This is a genomic window from Ramlibacter sp. (assembly GCA_019635435.1).
Classification (GTDB): Bacteria; Pseudomonadota; Gammaproteobacteria; order Burkholderiales; family Burkholderiaceae_C; genus JAHBZM01.
Window position 1 is genome coordinate 3240468 of sequence record JAHBZM010000001.1, and the last position, 16780, is coordinate 3257247.

16 protein-coding genes are annotated in these 16780 nt (G+C 67.3%); 6 read left to right on the plus strand and 10 right to left on the minus strand.

From position 1 onward, the window contains the following. Positions 1-13 precede the first annotated feature (13 nt). The 3 genes from KF796_15645 to KF796_15655 all read left to right on the plus strand — a co-directional run bounded on the left by KF796_15645 (position 14) and on the right by KF796_15655 (position 2036). Positions 14-439 carry a biopolymer transporter ExbD gene (locus KF796_15645; protein ID MBX3588068.1) on the plus strand — a complete coding sequence of 142 codons (426 nt, stop codon included), beginning with the start codon at positions 14-16 and terminating at the stop codon, positions 437-439. Between the two features lie 8 nt (positions 440-447). Beyond that, on the plus strand, positions 448-1320 hold the full coding sequence (gene tolA / locus KF796_15650; protein ID MBX3588069.1) for a cell envelope integrity protein TolA: 873 nt from the start codon (positions 448-450) through the stop codon (positions 1318-1320). Between the two features lie 98 nt (positions 1321-1418). After that, entirely contained in the window at positions 1419-2036 is a 618-nt protein-coding gene (locus tag KF796_15655; protein MBX3588070.1) for a class I SAM-dependent methyltransferase, read from the plus strand. A 171-nt stretch (positions 2037-2207) separates the two neighbouring features. Here the strand turns inward: KF796_15655 and KF796_15660 are convergent, their stop codons facing one another. The 10 genes from KF796_15660 to KF796_15705 all read right to left on the minus strand — a co-directional run bounded on the left by KF796_15660 (position 2208) and on the right by KF796_15705 (position 13557). Further along, entirely contained in the window at positions 2208-2765 is a 558-nt protein-coding gene (locus tag KF796_15660) for a dihydrofolate reductase family protein (GenBank protein ID MBX3588071.1), read from the minus strand. A gap of 509 nt (positions 2766-3274) precedes the next feature. Then, the gene (locus KF796_15665; GenBank protein ID MBX3588072.1) at positions 3275-3676 is read right to left on the minus strand and encodes a hypothetical protein; all 402 of its coding nucleotides are present in this window, start codon (positions 3674-3676) and stop codon (positions 3275-3277) included. A gap of 268 nt (positions 3677-3944) precedes the next feature. After that, entirely contained in the window at positions 3945-5006 is a 1062-nt protein-coding gene (locus tag KF796_15670) for an aldo/keto reductase (GenBank protein MBX3588073.1), read from the minus strand. Between the two features lie 62 nt (positions 5007-5068). Next, on the minus strand, positions 5069-8539 hold the full coding sequence (gene dnaE / locus KF796_15675; GenBank protein ID MBX3588074.1) for a DNA polymerase III subunit alpha: 3471 nt from the start codon (positions 8537-8539) through the stop codon (positions 5069-5071). Positions 8540-8604: 65 nt separating this feature from the next. Then, complete coding sequence (locus KF796_15680; GenBank protein MBX3588075.1) at positions 8605-10344, minus strand: hypothetical protein; 1740 nt, start codon at positions 10342-10344, stop codon at positions 8605-8607. Positions 10345-10483: 139 nt separating this feature from the next. Next, positions 10484-11365 carry a pirin family protein gene (locus KF796_15685; protein MBX3588076.1) on the minus strand — a complete coding sequence of 294 codons (882 nt, stop codon included), beginning with the start codon at positions 11363-11365 and terminating at the stop codon, positions 10484-10486. Continuing rightward, positions 11362-11769, minus strand: coding sequence for an OsmC family protein (locus tag KF796_15690; protein ID MBX3588077.1), 408 nt, complete (start codon positions 11767-11769; stop codon positions 11362-11364). Before KF796_15690 ends, KF796_15685 begins: the two co-directional genes overlap by 4 nt. Positions 11770-11800: 31 nt before the next feature. Beyond that, positions 11801-12355, minus strand: coding sequence for a flavodoxin family protein (locus KF796_15695; GenBank protein MBX3588078.1), 555 nt, complete (start codon positions 12353-12355; stop codon positions 11801-11803). 48 nt (positions 12356-12403) lie between these two features. Beyond that, positions 12404-12820, minus strand: a complete 417-nt coding sequence (locus tag KF796_15700; GenBank protein MBX3588079.1) for a DoxX family protein — start codon at positions 12818-12820, stop codon at positions 12404-12406. A gap of 35 nt (positions 12821-12855) precedes the next feature. Further along, complete coding sequence (locus KF796_15705) at positions 12856-13557, minus strand: pirin family protein (protein ID MBX3588080.1); 702 nt, start codon at positions 13555-13557, stop codon at positions 12856-12858. 118 nt (positions 13558-13675) lie between these two features. Here KF796_15705 and KF796_15710 point away from each other — a divergent pair, with 118 nt between their 5' ends. From KF796_15710 to gluQRS, 3 genes are all read left to right on the plus strand, one after another. After that, complete coding sequence (locus KF796_15710) at positions 13676-14632, plus strand: LysR family transcriptional regulator (protein MBX3588081.1); 957 nt, start codon at positions 13676-13678, stop codon at positions 14630-14632. 87 nt (positions 14633-14719) lie between these two features. Next, positions 14720-15775 (plus strand): FAD-dependent oxidoreductase, encoded by a 1056-nt coding sequence (locus KF796_15715; protein ID MBX3588082.1) that lies wholly within the window; start codon positions 14720-14722, stop codon positions 15773-15775. A gap of 10 nt (positions 15776-15785) precedes the next feature. Further along, positions 15786-16745, plus strand: a complete 960-nt coding sequence (gene gluQRS / locus KF796_15720; GenBank protein MBX3588083.1) for a tRNA glutamyl-Q(34) synthetase GluQRS — start codon at positions 15786-15788, stop codon at positions 16743-16745. The last annotated feature ends 35 nt before the right edge of the window (positions 16746-16780 follow it).

Consider the following 16780-nt stretch of genomic DNA (forward strand, 5'->3'; position numbering starts at 1 on the left):
AGAGGAGCCGCCCATGCCTGCCGTTGCTTCCCGGGGCCGAGGCCGCCGCACCATCAACGAGATCAACATGGTCCCGTTCATTGACGTGATGCTGGTGCTGCTGATCATCTTCATGGTCACCGCGCCGCTGATCACGCCCAGCATGATCAACCTGCCCAGCATCGGCAAGGCGGCCCGCCAGCCCGACCAGGTGGTGCAGATCGTCATTGGCAAGGACGAGTCGCTGGAGCTCAAGATCAAGGACAAGACCCTGCGCATGGGCCTGAAGGAAATGGCGGCCGCCATCAAGTTTGCGCAGACCGGCACCGAGGCCGGCAGCACGGCCGTGGTCATCAGCGCCGACCGCAACGTCAAGTACGAAGCCGTGGTCAAGGTCATGGACGAACTGCAGCAGGCCGGCGTGCAGCGCGTGGGCCTGTCGGTCCAGCTGGCGAAGTAACCCGACCCATGCACGCCGCCGCCGACCGCCTCGAGTTTGCCCCGCCGCCGCCGCCGGGCTTTCTGCGCGCGGTGGTGCTGGCCGTGGTGGCGCACCTGCTGCTGCTGCTGGCCCTGACCTGGGGCGTGAACTGGAAGCGCAGCACACAGGAACTGTCGGTGGACGCCGAGCTCTGGTCCGCCGTGCCCAAGGAGGCCGCGCCGCGGCCCGCCCCGGTGCCGGCGCCGCCCCCGCCGGCACCGGTGGTCAAGGCCCCGCCCCCACCGCCCGCGCCCCTGCCCAGCCAGGCCGACATTGCGCTGGAGCGCGAAAAGCAGAAGCAGCTGGCCGAAGCCAAGAAGCGCCAGGAAGAACTGGAGCGCCAGAAGCAGCTGGAGGCGCGCAAGAAGCAGGAAGAACTGAAGCGCCAGGAAGAGCTCAAGAAGCAGGCACTGGCCCAGAAAGCCGCCGAGGAAAAGAAAAAGCAGGAAGCCGCCGCCAAGGCCAGGCAGGCCCAGGAAGAAGCCAAACAGCGCGAGGTGCTGCGCCAGGAAAACCTCAAGCGCATGGCCGGCTTGGCTGGTGCCACCGGCGCACCCAATGCCACGGGCAACGCCCAGCATTCCTCCGGCCCGTCCAGCAGCTATGGCGGCCGCGTCCGCGCCCGGGTCAAACCCAACATCGTGTTCACCGACGACATCACGACCAACCCCATGGCCGAGGTCGAGGTTCGCACCGCGCCCGATGGCACCATCGTCGGCGTCAAGATCATCAAGTCCAGCGGCGTGAAGTCCTGGGACGACGCCGTGGTCAAGGCCCTTCACAAGACCGAAACCCTGCCGCGCGACATTGACGGCCGGGTGCCGCCGATCATCAAGTTCGAGTTCCGGCCCAAGGATTGAAACCATTGGTTTGCTTCTGTTTTGATAGCAGACAATGGCCGCCGGCTATGGACTCCAGCCACTTTTGATCTAAAACTGCCCCTGCAGGGCCGCCCAGCATGCCTTCAATGCCCTCCACCGCCGGTTACAGCGAAACCGCACCGGCCCTCATCACGCAGTATGAGAGCCTGAGCTTCGAGCAGGTCCACGCGGAGGTGATGCACCTGTACCCCCAGGCCCCATCGGACGTGCTGGACGTGGGGGCCGGCACGGGCCGCGACGCGGCTGCGCTGGCACGCCAGGGGCACCGCGTCACGGCCCTGGAGCCCACGCCCGAGCTGCGGACCTACGGTGAGCAGGCCCACGCGGGGCTGGGCATCGAGTGGCTCGACGACAGCCTGCCCGCTCTGCCTGTGGCCATCGCCCGGCCCCAGCGCTACGACCTGATCCTGCTGACCGCCGTGTGGATGCACCTGGATGCCGATGAGCGCCGCATTGGCATGGCGGCTCTGGCTGCCATGGTCAAACCCGGCGGGCGCCTGTCGTTCAGCCTGCGCCACGGCCCCATCCCCGAGGGCCGGCGCATGTTCGACGTCAGTGGCGCCGAGCTGGCCGAATCGGCCAGGCCCTACGGCCTCGTGCCGCTGTGCTCGGTCAGCACCACGGGCCTGTTCGGGCGGACAGACGTGTCATGGACCCGCATGGTGCTGCAGGCCGCTCCTGTTTTGATAGCGTAGAAGTGCCGCCGGGCCTGGACTCCAGGCACTTTTCATTCATCAATGAGGCTGGTGCGGCGATTTGGGATCGGTCCAATGGGACACGCCAGAACATCCTGAATCGAGACCAGCTTGCGGTTTGTCTTCTCCCGCACCTATGCTCCAGGTGTGCGCCCAGGTTTGATCCCGGGGTCAGCGCGCGCGCCGGTAGTGCATGGCGACCGCGCCGTTGCGAAGCGGCTTTGCCGAGATCAACTCGAGCCGCCGAGTGCCGGGCAGCCCGCGCTCGTACAGGGTCGGGCCGTGGCCGGCGATCCTGGGGTGGACGAGCAACTGATACTCGTCGATCAGATCGAGCCGGTCCAGTTCGGCCGCCAGCTTGCCGCTGCCCAGGAGAACGCCGTTGGGGGTCGCGTCCTTGAGCTTCTGTATGCCCGAGCGCAGATCGCCTGCAATGTGGTGGCTGTTGGTCCACGGGAAGTCCTTGCGCATCGAGGACACCACGTATTTCGGCTTGGCCTCCAGCTTGACCGCCCATTCGCGAATCGCTGGCGGCGCCTCCACATCGCCGCGGGCGACCGCTGGCCAGTAGCTCTCCATCATCTCGTAGGTGACGCGGCCCCACAGCATCGCCCCGCCCTCGTCCATGAGGCGGGTGAAGAAGGCGTGCGTCTCGTCGTCGGCGATTCCTTCCTGGTGGTCGATGCAGCCGTCCAGGGTGACGTTGATGCTGAAGGTCAAGAGTCCCATGGTGTCCGCAGTTTGAGAGGGTGCTTCCGCTCGCTACCACTTGGTGAGGAAGACGGTTCGTTCCAATTGCTCCTCGAGCTCCGCAAGCGACTTGCGGTAGGCGCCAACCTTGTACCTCTCCAAAGACTCCGTCCACGTAGCGCGGCCCGACTGGTATGGATACCTTGTTCCTGCTCCAACCTTCTGTAGGACGCTCGCGTCGAGACACCCCTTGGTGACCGCTACTGAGCCGTAGGCTAGTGCAGGGCCTGGCGGACCTTTAAGTTGAAGCTTCACGTCAAGGAAGTAAACGTCGCCTTCAGGCGTGTTCCGTTCGATGTGCGCGATGGCTACCTTCGCCTTGGGTTCGTTGGCTCTCGCTTTGAACGACCACACATCTCCCTCGACGTAGTCACTGGCGACCGCTGCCGATGGCAGAGTGGCGAGGCTGAGTAGGAGTGATCTACGTTTCACATGCAACCTAACGTCTGCATTTAGCGGCGCCGCATGGCGTCCGCCGGAATGAAAGGTTATGCCTCGGCATCGTAGGTACCTTCCTCAATGTCAGGATCCTCGCTTGCGAAGACATTCAGGCATCGATTCCCGGTTACGACCAACCATTCGCGGCGACGAACTTCATAACCCTGCCGCTGATCCTCCTCGGCACTCCAGCCGCCAGACACGACACGCACCACATGGTGACCGCGCACAAAGTCTGGAGAAGCCCAGTAACGTGCCAAGTCCGATTCATCGAGAAGGCGGAAACCCTGGACCTCCTGAAATGTCACCAGCAGGCCACGAAAACGATCGCCATCGAATGGCTCCCGGGCGATCTCTATTGAAAGCTTCCGGCCATCGAAGCGCACCGATGCAATATCCGATTCACTTGGGACGGCCAGCGCTGGAGCGATAGCGACGGTTCTAAGAGGCATAACTTAATGTATAGAGCAAAACCTGCTCTATACAACCACCCCTGCTCGATAAACTGGTCATACAAATCCGCGCCAAGTAGTTGTCCCGATTGAAAGTTTGGCACATTCTTGCATCGCCTCAGCAAAATAAAAAGCCGGTCAAACCCCGCAGCCACATACACCGCGCGGCACGCTTTGCCGGCCAATCGCTCTCTTTTTGATAGCTGAAAAGTACCGCCCTTCCTGGACTCCAGGCACTTTTCATTCAAAAGTGAGGGCGTAGCGGCTCTCAGCCCACTGCACCAAGCTGCTTCACCGCCTGCGCCATCTGGTTGCGCCGGTATTCGCCCTGGCGCTCAAACATCCAGCCCGGGTACTCCGCCGGGAACTGGCTGACCTGGTCGATCTGCGCCATCTCGTCTGCCGTCAACGACAACTTCGTCGCCGCAATGTTGTCGGCCAGCTGGTCGGGCCGCTTGGCGCCGATGATGACGCTGCTCACGCAGGGCTGGTGCAACAGCCAGGCCAGTGACACCTGCGCCACGCTGGCGCCTTTGGCCTCGGCGATGGGGCGCATGACGTCGATGCACTTCCAGGCGCGGTCCTTGTCCACGGGCGGGAAGTCAAACGCCACGCGCCGGCTGCCGGCTTCGGCTTCCATCTCGCGGCTGTATTTGCCGCTGAGCAGGCCGCCGGCCAGCGGGCTCCAGACCATCAGGCCCACGCCTTCGCTGCGCAGCATGGGCACGATCTCGCGCTCCAGCTCGCGGCTGGCCACGGTGTAGTAGGCCTGCAGCGACGCAAACCGCGCCAGGTTCAGCCGCTGCTGCAGGCCCAGTGCCTTGGCAATCTGCCAGGCCGCCCAGTTGGACACGCCCACGTAGCGCACGTGGCCGTGGCGCACCAGCAGGTCCAGCGCCTCCAGCGTCTCCTGCATGGGCGTGGCCGGGTCAAAGCCGTGCAGCTGGTACAGGTCGATGTGGTCCAGCTGCAGGCGTTTCAGGCTGGCCTTGACGCCATCCACGATGTGGCTGCGCGACAGGCCCCGGCCATTGGGCCCGCCGGTGGTTTCGCCAAAGACCTTGGTGGCCAGCACCACGCTGTCGCGCGGCACCTTGAGGTTTTTCAGGGCCTGGCCGGTGATCTGCTCCGAGGCGCCGCCGGCATACACGTCGGCCGTGTCGATGAAGTTCAGGCCCGCGTCCAGCGCCTGGCCCACCAGGGTTTCGGCCTCGGCCTGCTGCAGCGTGCCGATCTTGCCCCACATGCCTTCGGCGCCGCCGAAGGTCATGGTGCCCAGGCACAGTTCAGAAACAAAAAGGCCGGTCTGGCCCAAAGCGGTGTAGCGCATGCGGTGATCTCCTTGAAGAGTCCAGCATACGCGCGGCGCGTGACTTTCGCAGGGCTGGGCTGCTAGAGCGGCGCCTCGTAGACGATCTGCGCCTGCCCCGCGTCGGCCTGCGCCATCCAGCTGGCCAGCGCGGCGTCGCTGGGGAAGAAGCGGGCGTCCTCGCCCAGTTGCAGTTCGGCCGTGGCTTCGGCGCGGCGCAGGGCCAGCCGCACCGGCAGGCCGCGCACCAGCTCGCCCTGCTCGCTCATTTCGCGCCGCGGCGGAAACTCGCGCACCAGGCGCTCGATGTCGGGTGCCTTGCCGTTGACCGCCACCTTGAGGTACTTGCCAAAACGGCAGCGCGCGGTGGCCAGGTCCCAGACCTGGTTGACGTTGAGGCGAAAGCCTCCCGAAAAGCGGTCCGGCTGCATCTTGGCCATGACGATCACCAGCTCGTCATCCTTGAGCAGGTGGCGGTGGGCGTTGATCACGGCCTCGTCGGCCGTGGCTTCCATGGTGGCCGATTTGTCGTCGAGCTTGAACAGCGCCAGCTTGCCGCGCTGGCCGTTGATGACGCGAAAGTCGCTGATGATGCCGGCCAGCAGTTGCGGCTCGCGCGTGTCGATCAGCTCGTCGATCTGGCGTTTGGCAAAGCGCCGCACTTCCAGCACCACCTCGTCAAACAGGTGGCCCGAGAGGTAAAAGCCCACGGCCGTTTTTTCATAGGTCAGCCGCTCCTTCACGCCCCAGGGCGTGGCCTCGACCAGATCCGGCTCCTGCGTGCTGGCCGCATGCGAGTCGCCCATGTCGAACAGGCCGGTCTGCAGCGCATTGGCTTCGGTGGTGTTGGCAAACTCGAAGGCCCGGTCGATGGAGGCCACCAGCGAGGCGCGGTTGAGCTGCAGGGAGTCGAACGCGCCGGCCTTGATCAACGCCTCCACCGTGCGCTTGTTCAGCCGCGTGCGGTCCACGCGGCAGCAGAAGTCATACAGGCTGGTGAACGGCCTCCCCTCTTCGCGCGCCTTGACGATGGCCTCGATGGCCTGCTGCCCCGTGCCCTTGACGGCGCCCAGGCCGTAGCGGATCACCTTGTCGGAGATGGGCTCGAAGCGGTGGCGGCCGCGGTTCACGTCGGGCGGCTCAAAGCTCAGGCCAAAGTTTTTCTGCGCGTCCTCGAACAGCACCTTGAGCTTGTCGGTGTTGTCCATTTCCACCGTCATGTTGGCGCAGAAGAACTCGGCGGTGTAGTGCACCTTGAGCCAGCCCGTGTGGTAGGCCAGCAGCGAGTAGGCGGCGGCGTGCGACTTGTTGAAGCCGTAGCCCGCGAACTTCTCCATCAGGTCGAAGATTTCGTCGGCCTTGGCCTGGGGGATGTTGTGCGTGGCCTTGGCACCGGCCCGGAATTTCTCGCGGTGCTCGGCCATCTCCTCGGCCTTCTTCTTGCCCATGGCGCGGCGCAGCAGGTCGGCGCCGCCCAGCGAGTAGCCGCCCAGGATCTGCGCGGTCTGCATCACCTGCTCCTGGTAGACCATGATGCCGTAGGTCTCGCTGAGCATCCCGGCCACCGCCGGGTGCGGGTACTCCACCTCTTCGCGCCCGTGCTTGCGCGCCACAAAGCTGGGGATCAGGTCCATCGGGCCCGGGCGGTACAGCGCGTTCAGCGCAATCAGGTCCTCCAGCCGCGTGGGCCGCGCGTCGCGCAGCATGCCCTGCATGCCGCGGCTTTCAAACTGGAACACGGCCTCGGTCTTGCCGTCGGTGAACAGCCGGTAGGTGGCCGCGTCGTCCAGCGGGATGTCTTCAAAGGCAAAGTTCTCCTGGCCCTTGTGGCGCTGCACGATGAACTCGCGCGCGATCTCCAGGATGGTCAGCGTGGCCAGGCCCAGAAAGTCGAACTTGACCAGGCCCGCGGCCTCCACGTCGTCCTTGTCGTACTGGCTCACGGCCGATTCGCTGCCGGGTTGCTGGTACAGCGGCGTGAAGTCGGTGAGCTTGCCCGGCGCAATCAGCACACCGCCCGCGTGCATGCCCACGTTGCGCGTCATGCCTTCGAGCTTCTGCGCCAGCGCGATCAGGGTCTTGACGTCGTCTTCCTTCTCCAGCCGCTCGGCCAGGAGGGGTTCGGCCTTGATCGCGCCGTCGATGGTGATGTGCGTGCCCGGCTTGTTGGGAATGAGCTTGCTGATGCCGTCGCAAAAGGTGTAGCTCATGTCCAGCACGCGGCCCACGTCACGGATGGCGGCGCGCGCGGCCATGGTGCCAAAGGTGGCGATCTGGCTCACCGCGTCCTTGCCGTACTTGGACTTGACGTAGTCAATCACCAGGTTGCGGTTGGTCTGGCAGAAGTCGATGTCAAAGTCGGGCATCGACACCCGCTCGGGGTTGAGAAATCGCTCGAACAGCAGGTTGTATTCCAGCGGGTCCAGGTCGGTGATCTTGAGCGAATAGGCCACCAGCGAACCCGCGCCCGAGCCGCGACCCGGCCCCACGGGGCAGCCATGGGTCTTGGCCCAGTTGATGAAGTCGCCCACGATCAGGAAGTAACCGGGAAAGCCCATCTTCAGGATGGTGTTGATCTCGAACTCCAGGCGCTCCACGTAGCGGGGCGTCTGCTTCTCGCGCTCCGCCGCGTCGGGGTACAGGCGCAGCATGCGCTCCTTCAGCCCCTCGTGCGACGAAAACCGGAAGTACTCCTCGATGGGCATGCCATTGGGCGTGGGGTAGTCGGGCAGCCGCGGCTTGCCCAGCGCCAGCGTGAGGTTGCAGCGCCGGGCAATCTCCACCGTGTTGGCCAGGGCCGAGGGCACATCGGCAAACAGCGCCTGCATCTGCGCCGCCGACTTGAAGTACTGCTCGCGCGTGAACTTGCGCACGCGGCGCTGGTTGCCCAGGATCTCGCCTTCAGAGATGCACACGCGCGCCTCGTGCGCCTCGTAGTCGTCTTCCAGCGTGAACTGCACGGGGTGCGTGGCCACCACGGGCAGCTTGAGCCGCGCGGCCAGCTGCACGGCGGCGCTCACATGGGCCTCGTCGTCCGCGCGGCCCGCGCGCTGCAGCTCGATGTAGAAGCGGTGCGGGAACATGGACGCCAGCCTGAGCGCGGCCTCGCCCGCCTGGGCCTCGTCGCCCTGCACCAGCGCCTGGCCTACCGGGCCGGCCTGGGCCCCAGCCAGCACGATCAGGCCCTCGCCCAGCTCCTGCAACCACTCGGGCCGGCACACGGCCTGGGCCTTGACCACGTTCTGCGTCCAGCCGCGGGCCAGCAGCTCGCACAGGTTCAGGTAGCCATGGTGGCTTTGCACCAGCAGCACCAGGCGCGAGATCTGTTGCGGGTCCTTGGCCAGCCCCTGCACCATGACCTCGGCCCCCATCACGGGCTTGACGCCGGCCGAGCGCGCGGCCTTGTAGAACTTGATGGCGCCAAACAGGTTGTTGAGGTCGGTGATGGCCAGCGCGGGCTGGCCATCCGCCGCGGCGGCCTTGACGATGTCGTCAACGCGGTTGGTCCCGTCGACGACGGAAAATTCGGTGTGCAGGCGCAGGTGAACAAACATGTCTGTCATTGTAGGAAACCCCTGCCCCTTGACAGCGCCGCAAAAAATGCGCGAACGCCCGCCGGTCAGACCATCACGATGCGCTTGGGGCGGCGGATCGCCGAGGCCGCGTCGTCCAGCTCCACCAGCAAGGCCTTGAGGCCCGCGGTGCCCAGCAGGCGCTGGGTGCAGGCAATCCGCAGGTCCAGCCCGGCCACGGGCACCACCGGGTCCGACACCCGCGTGAAGCTGGCCAGCACCTGGGTGGCCAGCGCCAGCAAGTCGTCCTCACCGCCCGCGCCCGTGCCGATACAGGCAAACCGTGTCTTGTTGAGCCGCGCAATCGACCAGGCGTCGCCCAGCACGCTTTGCAAGCAGGCCGCAAAGCGCACGATCAGCCGTTCGGTCACCACAAAGCCGTGGTCCACGCCGGCCTGCTCCAGGCCCGGCAACAGGAACAGCAGGACCGCCGTCTGGCCCCGGCCCGCGCCCTGGCGCAGCAGGGCCCGGTCGTAGGCCTGCTCAAAACCCTGGTACGACAACAGCGCGGTCAGCGGGTCGCGGCTGGCCGCCACGGCCGCGCGGCCCAGCACGTCGCGCCCGTAGCGCTCACGCGCGAACAGGGCCTGGTAGTACAGCAGCATGCTCGAGAACAGCAGCACGCCGACAATGGCCGCGCGCAGGTCCAGCCCGCCCACAAAATCAAAAGGTGTGTACACCAGCACCACGCCGGCGCCAAAGCAGGCCACCGCCGCGGCAATCATGCGCACGTAGCGCCCGCCCCGCAGCGCGCTGAGGGCGCACATGGTCATGCAGATGCCAAAGACCAGCACGGTGCACAGCAGCGCGCCCGGTGGCCGCCAGGCCCCCGGCAGCCACAGCACCTGGGCACTGACATAAGCCAGGCCCGCCAGCGGAACGCCCAGCTTGAGCGCGCGCTCCCAGCGTGAGAGGTAGCGCTGGTCCAGCGCCTCGGCCGTGAGCGCCACGATCAGGGTCACCAGCATCACCCCCGAAAAGTGCTTGCTCGCGTCGTTGAACACCGGCCACTGCGGGGTGAACCAGACCGCCATGTAGCCATTGAGGCACAGCACCGTGAGCAGCAGCCACGCCGCCACGCCCGCCAGCAGCCAGTTGGCCCGCCGCCCCAGCAGGACCGCGCCCATGACGGTCACCACCAGCACCATCAGCCCCAGGCCCATGATCACGCCCGACAGGTTGGCCTGGCGCAGCTGGTTCTCGCGGAACGTCGCGTCGGCCATCAGCCACACGGGCACCCGTGAGCGGGCGTTGTTGGCCACCATGACCATCAAGTCCACCTGATGCGGCCCCACGGGCAGCGAGAACGCCGGCGACTGCCCCGCAAACGGCCAGCGCGACATGGCCACCAGGTCGCCGGCAATGGCGCCCTGCCAGGCACCGCCGGGCTCGCGGAACCACAGCTGCACCTCGTCCAGCCAGGCGGCCGGGACCTGGACCACGTAGGTCTGCGGCGTGGGCGATGGCGCCAGCGATATGCGCCCGACCAGCCGTTCGCCGGCGCGGGTACGCCACTGGGCCGAGGGCGCCACCGGCTCACCCGGCGCGCTGTCCCAGAAAAGATCCGGATCGACCGGCTGCGCCACAGGCAGGCCCTGGGTCACCATGTGCGCGGGCAGTTCCACCCGCGCGTCCAGCGCCGGCAGCGGCAGAACGCTGACCTCGGCCGACCAGGCCAGGGGCAAGGCAAGGCAGCACCCCAGCACCAGAACGGCCCTGGCAGCCAGCGCCGCAACCCGGCCGCCCCAGCCCACCCGGCAGAACGCGGCAAAACGACTTTGCTTCAAAGGAGTGATTCCCTCACCTGAACCCACATGACGGCGGCACGCGGCGCGCGCCTGGCCCCGATTCTGCCTGTATCAGGGGATGGCTCCGTGCGCCCGACGCCCGCGCCGGCCGCCCGCCAGGGGGCGGCGGCCCGTCAGGTCAGGTGAAATGGCGCTCCGGCAAGGGGATGAATTCGGTCTCGCCCGGCACCGCCTCGAAGCGGCCGGCTTCCCAGTCGTCGGCCGCCTGCACGATGCGCTCCTTGCGGCTGGACACAAAGTTCCACCACATGTGGCGCGGCCCGTCCAGCGGGGCACCGCCGACCACCACCAGCCGCACCGGCCCGTCGCCCGCCAGGATCTGTGCGCCTTCGCCCTCGGCCAGCACCAGCAGGGTGTGCGGCGCCAGCGGTTCACCGTCGACCTGCCCATCACCCGACACGGCGTACAGCGCCATTTCAGGCGCCAGCGCGGGCAGCGTGAAGCGGGCGTTGGCCGGCAGCCTGATGTCCAGGTACAGCGTGGGCGCCAGCGTGGCCACGGGCGAGCTTGCCCCGAAGGCCTCGCCAATCAGCACGCGCACGGTGGCGGCGCCCACGGCCATTTCAGGAATGGCCGCGGCGGGCGTGTGCGCAAACGCGGGCGGCACTTCTTCAAACGCCCGTGGCAGGGCCACCCACAGCTGAAGGCCGTGATTCACATAGGTCTGGTTTGCGAGCGAGTCGGGCCGCCGCTCGGAGTGCACGATGCCGCGGCCCGCCGTCATCCAGTTGATCGCGCCGGGCTCGATCTGCTGCACCGTGCCCAGGCTGTCGCGGTGCATCATCGCGCCCTCGAACAGGTAGGTCACGGTGGCCAGCCCGATGTGCGGATGGGGCCGCACATCATGGTTGGCCTGCGGCACTTCGCTCACCGGGCCAAAGTGATCGAAAAAAATGAAGGGCCCCACCGAGCGGCGCTGCGCCGCGGGCAGCAAGCGCCGCACCGTGAAGCCGCCACCCAGGTCCTTGGTGTGGCCCGTGAGCCGGGTCGCCGCGCTCATGGCAGCCGCTCCACGGCGGTGCTGATCTCGGTGGTCACGGCCGTCATGAGCTTGTGCACCGGGCACTTGTGCGCCACCGTCTGCAGTTCCTGCAACTGCGCGTCGGTCAACTCGCCGCTGACCTGCAGGCGGGCCGCCAGGCGGTAGGTGCCCTGGCGCTCCTGCGAGGCATCGCGCTCGACCAGGGTGCGCACATCGTCCACGGCCCAGCCCTTGCGGCGCGCGTACCACAGCAGGGTCAGGGCCTTGCAGGCGCCCAGGGCCGCGTCGTACAGGTCATGCGGGTCGGGACCGGCGTCGGTGCCGCCCTCGGCCTCGCCGCCGTCGGCCACCAGCCGATGCGACCGGATGGTCAGCGTCTGGGCCATGGGCGCACCACGAACACGCGCAAGCTCTACGGTCATGGGAGTCTCCTGCAATGAAAGGGGCAGACTATCAGCGCTTCATGCGTGCCGCAACCTCGGTCACGCGCTGGCCAAACAGGCGCGCCGTCTCCAGGTCGCCGGCCGCCATGTCATTGGCGCCGCCGTCGGACGGCGACTGCGCGATGGCGCCGCTGTACGACACCAGGTAGTTCAGGTCGTTGCGCTGGGCGCCCTTGGTGTTGGAGGGCATCAGGCCCTGGCTGACCCAGACCATGGCGTGCTGCATGGCCAGCGTGAACAGCGTGGTCAGCGTGCCCTGCTTGTCGCCGTTCATGCCCGCGCTGTTGGTGAAGCCCGCGGCCACCTTGTCCTTCCAGCCCTGGGCGAACCAGACCTTGGACGAGGCGTCGGCAAATTTCTTGAACTGCCAGCTCACGCTGCCCATGTAGGTCGGCGAGCCAAAGATGATGGCATCGGCCGCGGCCAGCGTTTCCCACCCGCCTTCGGGCAGGTTGCCCTCGGCATCAATGGCCAGCAGCGTGGCGCCCGCGCCATCGGCCACGGCCTGGGCCATGCGCTGGGTATGGCCGTAGCCGGAGTGGTAAACGACAACGGTTTGTGTCATGTGAATGTCCTGGTGTGATGAAAGATGCGTCGAAAAAAATGAAAGCCATCAGCCCTTGCGCCGGGCGTCGAGGCTGAAGCCACCGGGGCCCCAGGCCACCAGGGCCAGCAGCCCGCCCACCACGGCAATGTTCTTGTAGAAGGCCTGCATCTGCATGGTGGCCTGCGGGGCCGGGATGGCCCAGAAGTTGTGGAAGATGAAGGTGATGACCACGGTGAACAGCGCCATGCCCAGCGCCGCCCAGCGGGTCTGCCAGCCAATCAGCACCAGCAGGCCCAGGCCCAGTTCGATGGCAATGGCCGCGGCGGCGGCCAGCTCGGGCAGCGGCACGCCCTTGGAGGCGATGTAGCCGGCAGTGCCCGCAAAGCCGGCGATCTTGCTGAAGCCCGCGGGCACGAACAGCAGCGCGATCAGCGCGCGCCCGATCAGCGACAGGGTGTTCTGGGTGGAAACGGAAGGGTTCATGAAAAGTCCTTGGTTGAAAAAAGAAAAACGGAAAATCAGGCAGCCAGGTCGAACACCAGCACTTCGGCCTGCTGGCCGTTGGCCAGAGACAGCTGGCTTTCGTTCTCGATCAGGGCCGCATCGCCCGCCATGAGCTTGCGGCCGTTGACGTCGAGCGCGCCCTGCACCAGGTGCACATAGGCCTTGCGCGCAGGGTTCAGAGCCAGCTGGGCCGATTCGGTTCCATCAAACAGGCCGGCGCGCAATGAAGCATCGGCATGCACCGTGACCGAACCCTCGGCGCCATCGGGCGACGCCACCAGCCGCAGCTTGCCGCGCTTGTCGCTCTCGGCAAAGGTTTTCTGCTCGTAGCTGGCCGGGATGCCGGTCACATTGGGCTCGATCCAGATCTGCAGGAAATGCGTGGTCTGGTCGGCCGCATGGTTGAACTCGCTGTGCTGCACCCCGGTGCCCGCGCTCATGCGCTGCACGTCGCCGGGCGGAATGCCCTTCACGTTGCCCAGCGTGTCCTTGTGCGCAAGGTTGCCGCTGAGCACATAGCTGATGATTTCCATGTCGCGGTGGCCATGGGTGCCAAAGCCCATGCCGGGCGCGATGCGGTCTTCGTTGATCACGCGCAGGTTGCCAAAACCCATGTGCTGCGGGTCAAAGTAGCCGGCAAACGAAAAGCTGTGATACGACTTGAGCCAGCCATGGTCGGCGAAGCCCCGGTCCTGTGATTTGCGTACGGTCAGCATGGTGGCGTCCTTTCAGATTGCGTTGCCCATGCCTGCAATGTAGGGGCGCGGCGCCCTGCCATAGAGCGCCCCGATTTGACGCCTGCATTCAAATAATTTGAATTACCATCGGTAAATCATGCAAATCAAGGCAACACCCACCGCACGCGACGTGCTGACGCCCGACACCTTGTCGCTGCTGCAGACGGTGCAGCGCACGGGCAGTTTTGCGGCCGCCGCGCGCGAGCTGGGCCTGGTGCCCAGCGCCGTGACCTACCGGGTGCGCCAGGTGGAAGACGCGCTGGATGTGCTGCTGTTCGACCGCAGCACGCGCCAGGCCCGGCTCACCGAAGCCGGTGCCGAACTGCTGCGCGAGGGGGCCCGGCTGCTGGACGAGATTGACGCCGTGGCCAACCGGGTGCGCCGCGTGGCCACCGGCTGGGAGCCGCAGTTCACCATTGCGGCCGACAGCGTGGTCTCGCGCCCCGTGCTCATGGAACTGGCCGAGGCCTTCTTCGCGCTGAACCCGCCCACGCGCCTGCGCATCCGCGACGAGACCCTCACCGGCACCCTGCAGGCGCTGACCCAGGGCCAGGCCGACCTGGCGCTGGGCGTGGTGCTGGAGCCGGGCAATGTGGCGGGCATCGCGGGCAAGCCGCTGGGCAGCCTGGCCTTTGTCTACGCGGTCGCGCCCCACCATCCGCTGGCCACGGCCCCGGAGCCGCTGCGCGACGCGCTGCTGCAACGCCACCGCGCGGTGGCCGTGGCGGACTCGGTGCAGCGCGGGCAGGGCGTGACGCTGGGCCTGCTGGGCGGCCAGGACGTGCTCACCGTGCCCACCATGCTGAGCAAGCTCGACGCGCAGCTGCGCGGCCTGGGCTGCGGCTTTCTGCCCGAGCCCATGGCCCGGCCCTACATCGAGACCGGCCGCCTCGTGGTGCGCCAGGTCGAACGCGCCAGCCGGCTGGTGCGCGTGGGCTACGCCTGGCGCAGCGGCGCCACGCCAAGCCAGGGCCGTGCGCTGGCCTGGTGGCTGCAGCAGCTGGAGAGCCCGGCCACGCGCACCGCGCTGCTGGAGCGCCACCAGGGGCCTTGAAGCGAACACTGAAGCAAGCCCCGAAGCGGGCACCGCGCAGCCACCGTGTAGAGTTAGCCCCAATCACAGAATCACGCAGAGACAACCATGCCCCTCAAGCCCGCCGCACCCCAACACATCGCAGTCATTGGCGCCGGCATGGCCGGCATCGCCTGCGCCCGCACCCTGGTGCAGGCCGGCCACCATGTCACGGTGTTCGAGAAGAGCCGGGGTTTTGGCGGACGCATGGCCACGCGCAAGACGCCGTTTGGCACCTTCGACCATGGCGCCCAGTACTTCACGGTGCGCGACGCGCGCTTTGCCCGCGCGCTCGAAACCTCGCCGGCCCGCGTCAAGCCCTGGAGCGCCACCGCCGTGCGCGTGCTCGACCCGCTGGGCCGCGTGGCCGAGGCCGCGCTGCCCACCCGCGAGGCGCATTTCGTGGGCACGCCCGGCATGAACGCGCTGGTGCGTGAATGGGCCCATCCGCTGGCCACCGATGGCGCGGTCGAGCTGGAAACCCAGGTCACCCGGATCGAGCGCGACAAGTTGCATCCCAGGCGCTGGCAGCTGCGCACCACGGGCGCGGGTGACACGGTGCATGTGTTCTCGGGTTTTGACAGCGTGCTGCTGGCCATCCCGGCCGCGCAGGCGCAGAACCTGCTGCGCCTGTCGGCATTGGTGCCCGACCTGGCGCAGCGGCTCGATGCCGTGCAGGTGGCGCCCTGCTGGACGCTGATGCTCGCCTTCCCGCAGGCGGTGCAGCTCAACATGACGCACCTGGGGCCGCAATGGAACGCGGCGCTGAGCACCCACCACCGCATTGCCTGGCTGGCGCGCGAGTCGTCCAAGCCGGCCCGCGAAACCATGGAACGCTGGACCGTGCAGGCCAGCGCGGCCTGGTCGCGCGAGCACCTGGAGGACGACGCTCCCCGGGTGCAGGCCAAGCTGCTCAAGGCCTTTGCCGAGATCACGGGCATCCGCGCCGAGCCGGCCCATGCCGAGATGCACCGCTGGCGCCATGCCAAGACCGAAACCCCGCTGGGCAAGAGTTTTCTGTGGGACGGCAAGGCCCGGATCGGCCTGTGCGGCGACTGGTGCCTGGGCCACCGGGTCGAGAACGCGTTTGTGTCGGGTCTGGAGCTGGCACTGAAAGCCTTGTAAGGCCGTGGCCGTGAGCGCAAGTCCTGCGTCTGCGGCCCCGGGCTACACCGGGCGCTTTGCGCCCTCGCCCACCGGGCCGCTGCACGCCGGCTCGCTGGTGGCCGCGCTGGCCAGCTGGCTTGATGCCCGCGCCCACGGGGGCCGCTGGCTGGTCCGCATCGAAGACGTTGACACACCGCGCTGCGTCCCCGGGGCCGCCGAGTTCATCCTGCAGCAGCTCGCCATCTGCGGCCTGGTCGCGGACGAGCCGCCCGCGTGGCAATCGCGCCGCGCAGCGCTCTACCAAGCGGCGCTGGACCAGTTGCTGCGCCAGGGCCAGGCCTACCCCTGCGCCTGCTCGCGCAAGGACATCGCCGACGCCTGGGCCGCGCTGGGCCGGCCGCGCGAGCGCCATGCCGAGCTGATCTACCCGGGCACCTGCCGCCAGGGGCTGCAGGGCCGCCCGGCCCGCGCCTGGCGCTTCCTGACCGTCACTTCTGAGCCAAACAGGGCTGGAGTCCAGGACGGGCGGCCACCTCCTGCTACGAAAACCATAGCAAACCCGGTGATTCACTGGCACGACCGGCGGCTGGGCGCGCAACAGCAGGACGTGGCTGCCGAGGTGGGCGACTTCGTGCTGCGGCGCGCCGATGGCCTGTGGGCCTACCAGTTGGCCGTGGTGGTGGACGATGCCGCACAGGGCGTGACCCATGTGGTGCGTGGCGAGGACCTGGCCGACAACACGGCGCGCCAGATCGCGCTGCAACGCGCACTCGGGCTGCCCACGCCGGCCTACCTGCACACGCCGCTGGTGCTGGGTGCCAACGGCGAGAAGCTGTCCAAGCAGAACGGCGCGCAGGCGCTCGATCTCACGCAGCCGCTGCAGGCCCTCCGCCAGGCCGGTGCCGTGCTGGGCCTGCAGGTGGCGGCTGACTCGGTACCCGGCTGGCTGTCCGCGGCCGTGATGCACTGGGACAAGCGGTCGGTTTGAGGGGCATCGCCGGCAAACCAAAGGGTTAGACTTGG

Coding starts and splice junctions, on each gene's coding strand:
- KF796_15645 (MBX3588068.1), top strand. CDS start 14: ATGCCTGCCGTTGCTTCCCGGGGCCGAGGCCGCCGCACCATCAACGAG.
- tolA (MBX3588069.1), top strand. CDS start 448: ATGCACGCCGCCGCCGACCGCCTCGAGTTTGCCCCGCCGCCGCCGCCG.
- KF796_15655 (MBX3588070.1), top strand. CDS start 1,419: ATGCCTTCAATGCCCTCCACCGCCGGTTACAGCGAAACCGCACCGGCC.
- KF796_15660 (MBX3588071.1), bottom strand. CDS start 2,765: ATGGGACTCTTGACCTTCAGCATCAACGTCACCCTGGACGGCTGCATC.
- KF796_15665 (MBX3588072.1), bottom strand. CDS start 3,676: ATGCCTCTTAGAACCGTCGCTATCGCTCCAGCGCTGGCCGTCCCAAGT.
- KF796_15670 (MBX3588073.1), bottom strand. CDS start 5,006: ATGCGCTACACCGCTTTGGGCCAGACCGGCCTTTTTGTTTCTGAACTG.
- dnaE (MBX3588074.1), bottom strand. CDS start 8,539: ATGTTTGTTCACCTGCGCCTGCACACCGAATTTTCCGTCGTCGACGGG.
- KF796_15685 (MBX3588076.1), bottom strand. CDS start 11,365: ATGAGCGCGGCGACCCGGCTCACGGGCCACACCAAGGACCTGGGTGGC.
- KF796_15690 (MBX3588077.1), bottom strand. CDS start 11,769: ATGACCGTAGAGCTTGCGCGTGTTCGTGGTGCGCCCATGGCCCAGACG.
- KF796_15695 (MBX3588078.1), bottom strand. CDS start 12,355: ATGACACAAACCGTTGTCGTTTACCACTCCGGCTACGGCCATACCCAG.
- KF796_15700 (MBX3588079.1), bottom strand. CDS start 12,820: ATGAACCCTTCCGTTTCCACCCAGAACACCCTGTCGCTGATCGGGCGC.
- KF796_15705 (MBX3588080.1), bottom strand. CDS start 13,557: ATGCTGACCGTACGCAAATCACAGGACCGGGGCTTCGCCGACCATGGC.
- KF796_15710 (MBX3588081.1), top strand. CDS start 13,676: ATGCAAATCAAGGCAACACCCACCGCACGCGACGTGCTGACGCCCGAC.
- KF796_15715 (MBX3588082.1), top strand. CDS start 14,720: ATGCCCCTCAAGCCCGCCGCACCCCAACACATCGCAGTCATTGGCGCC.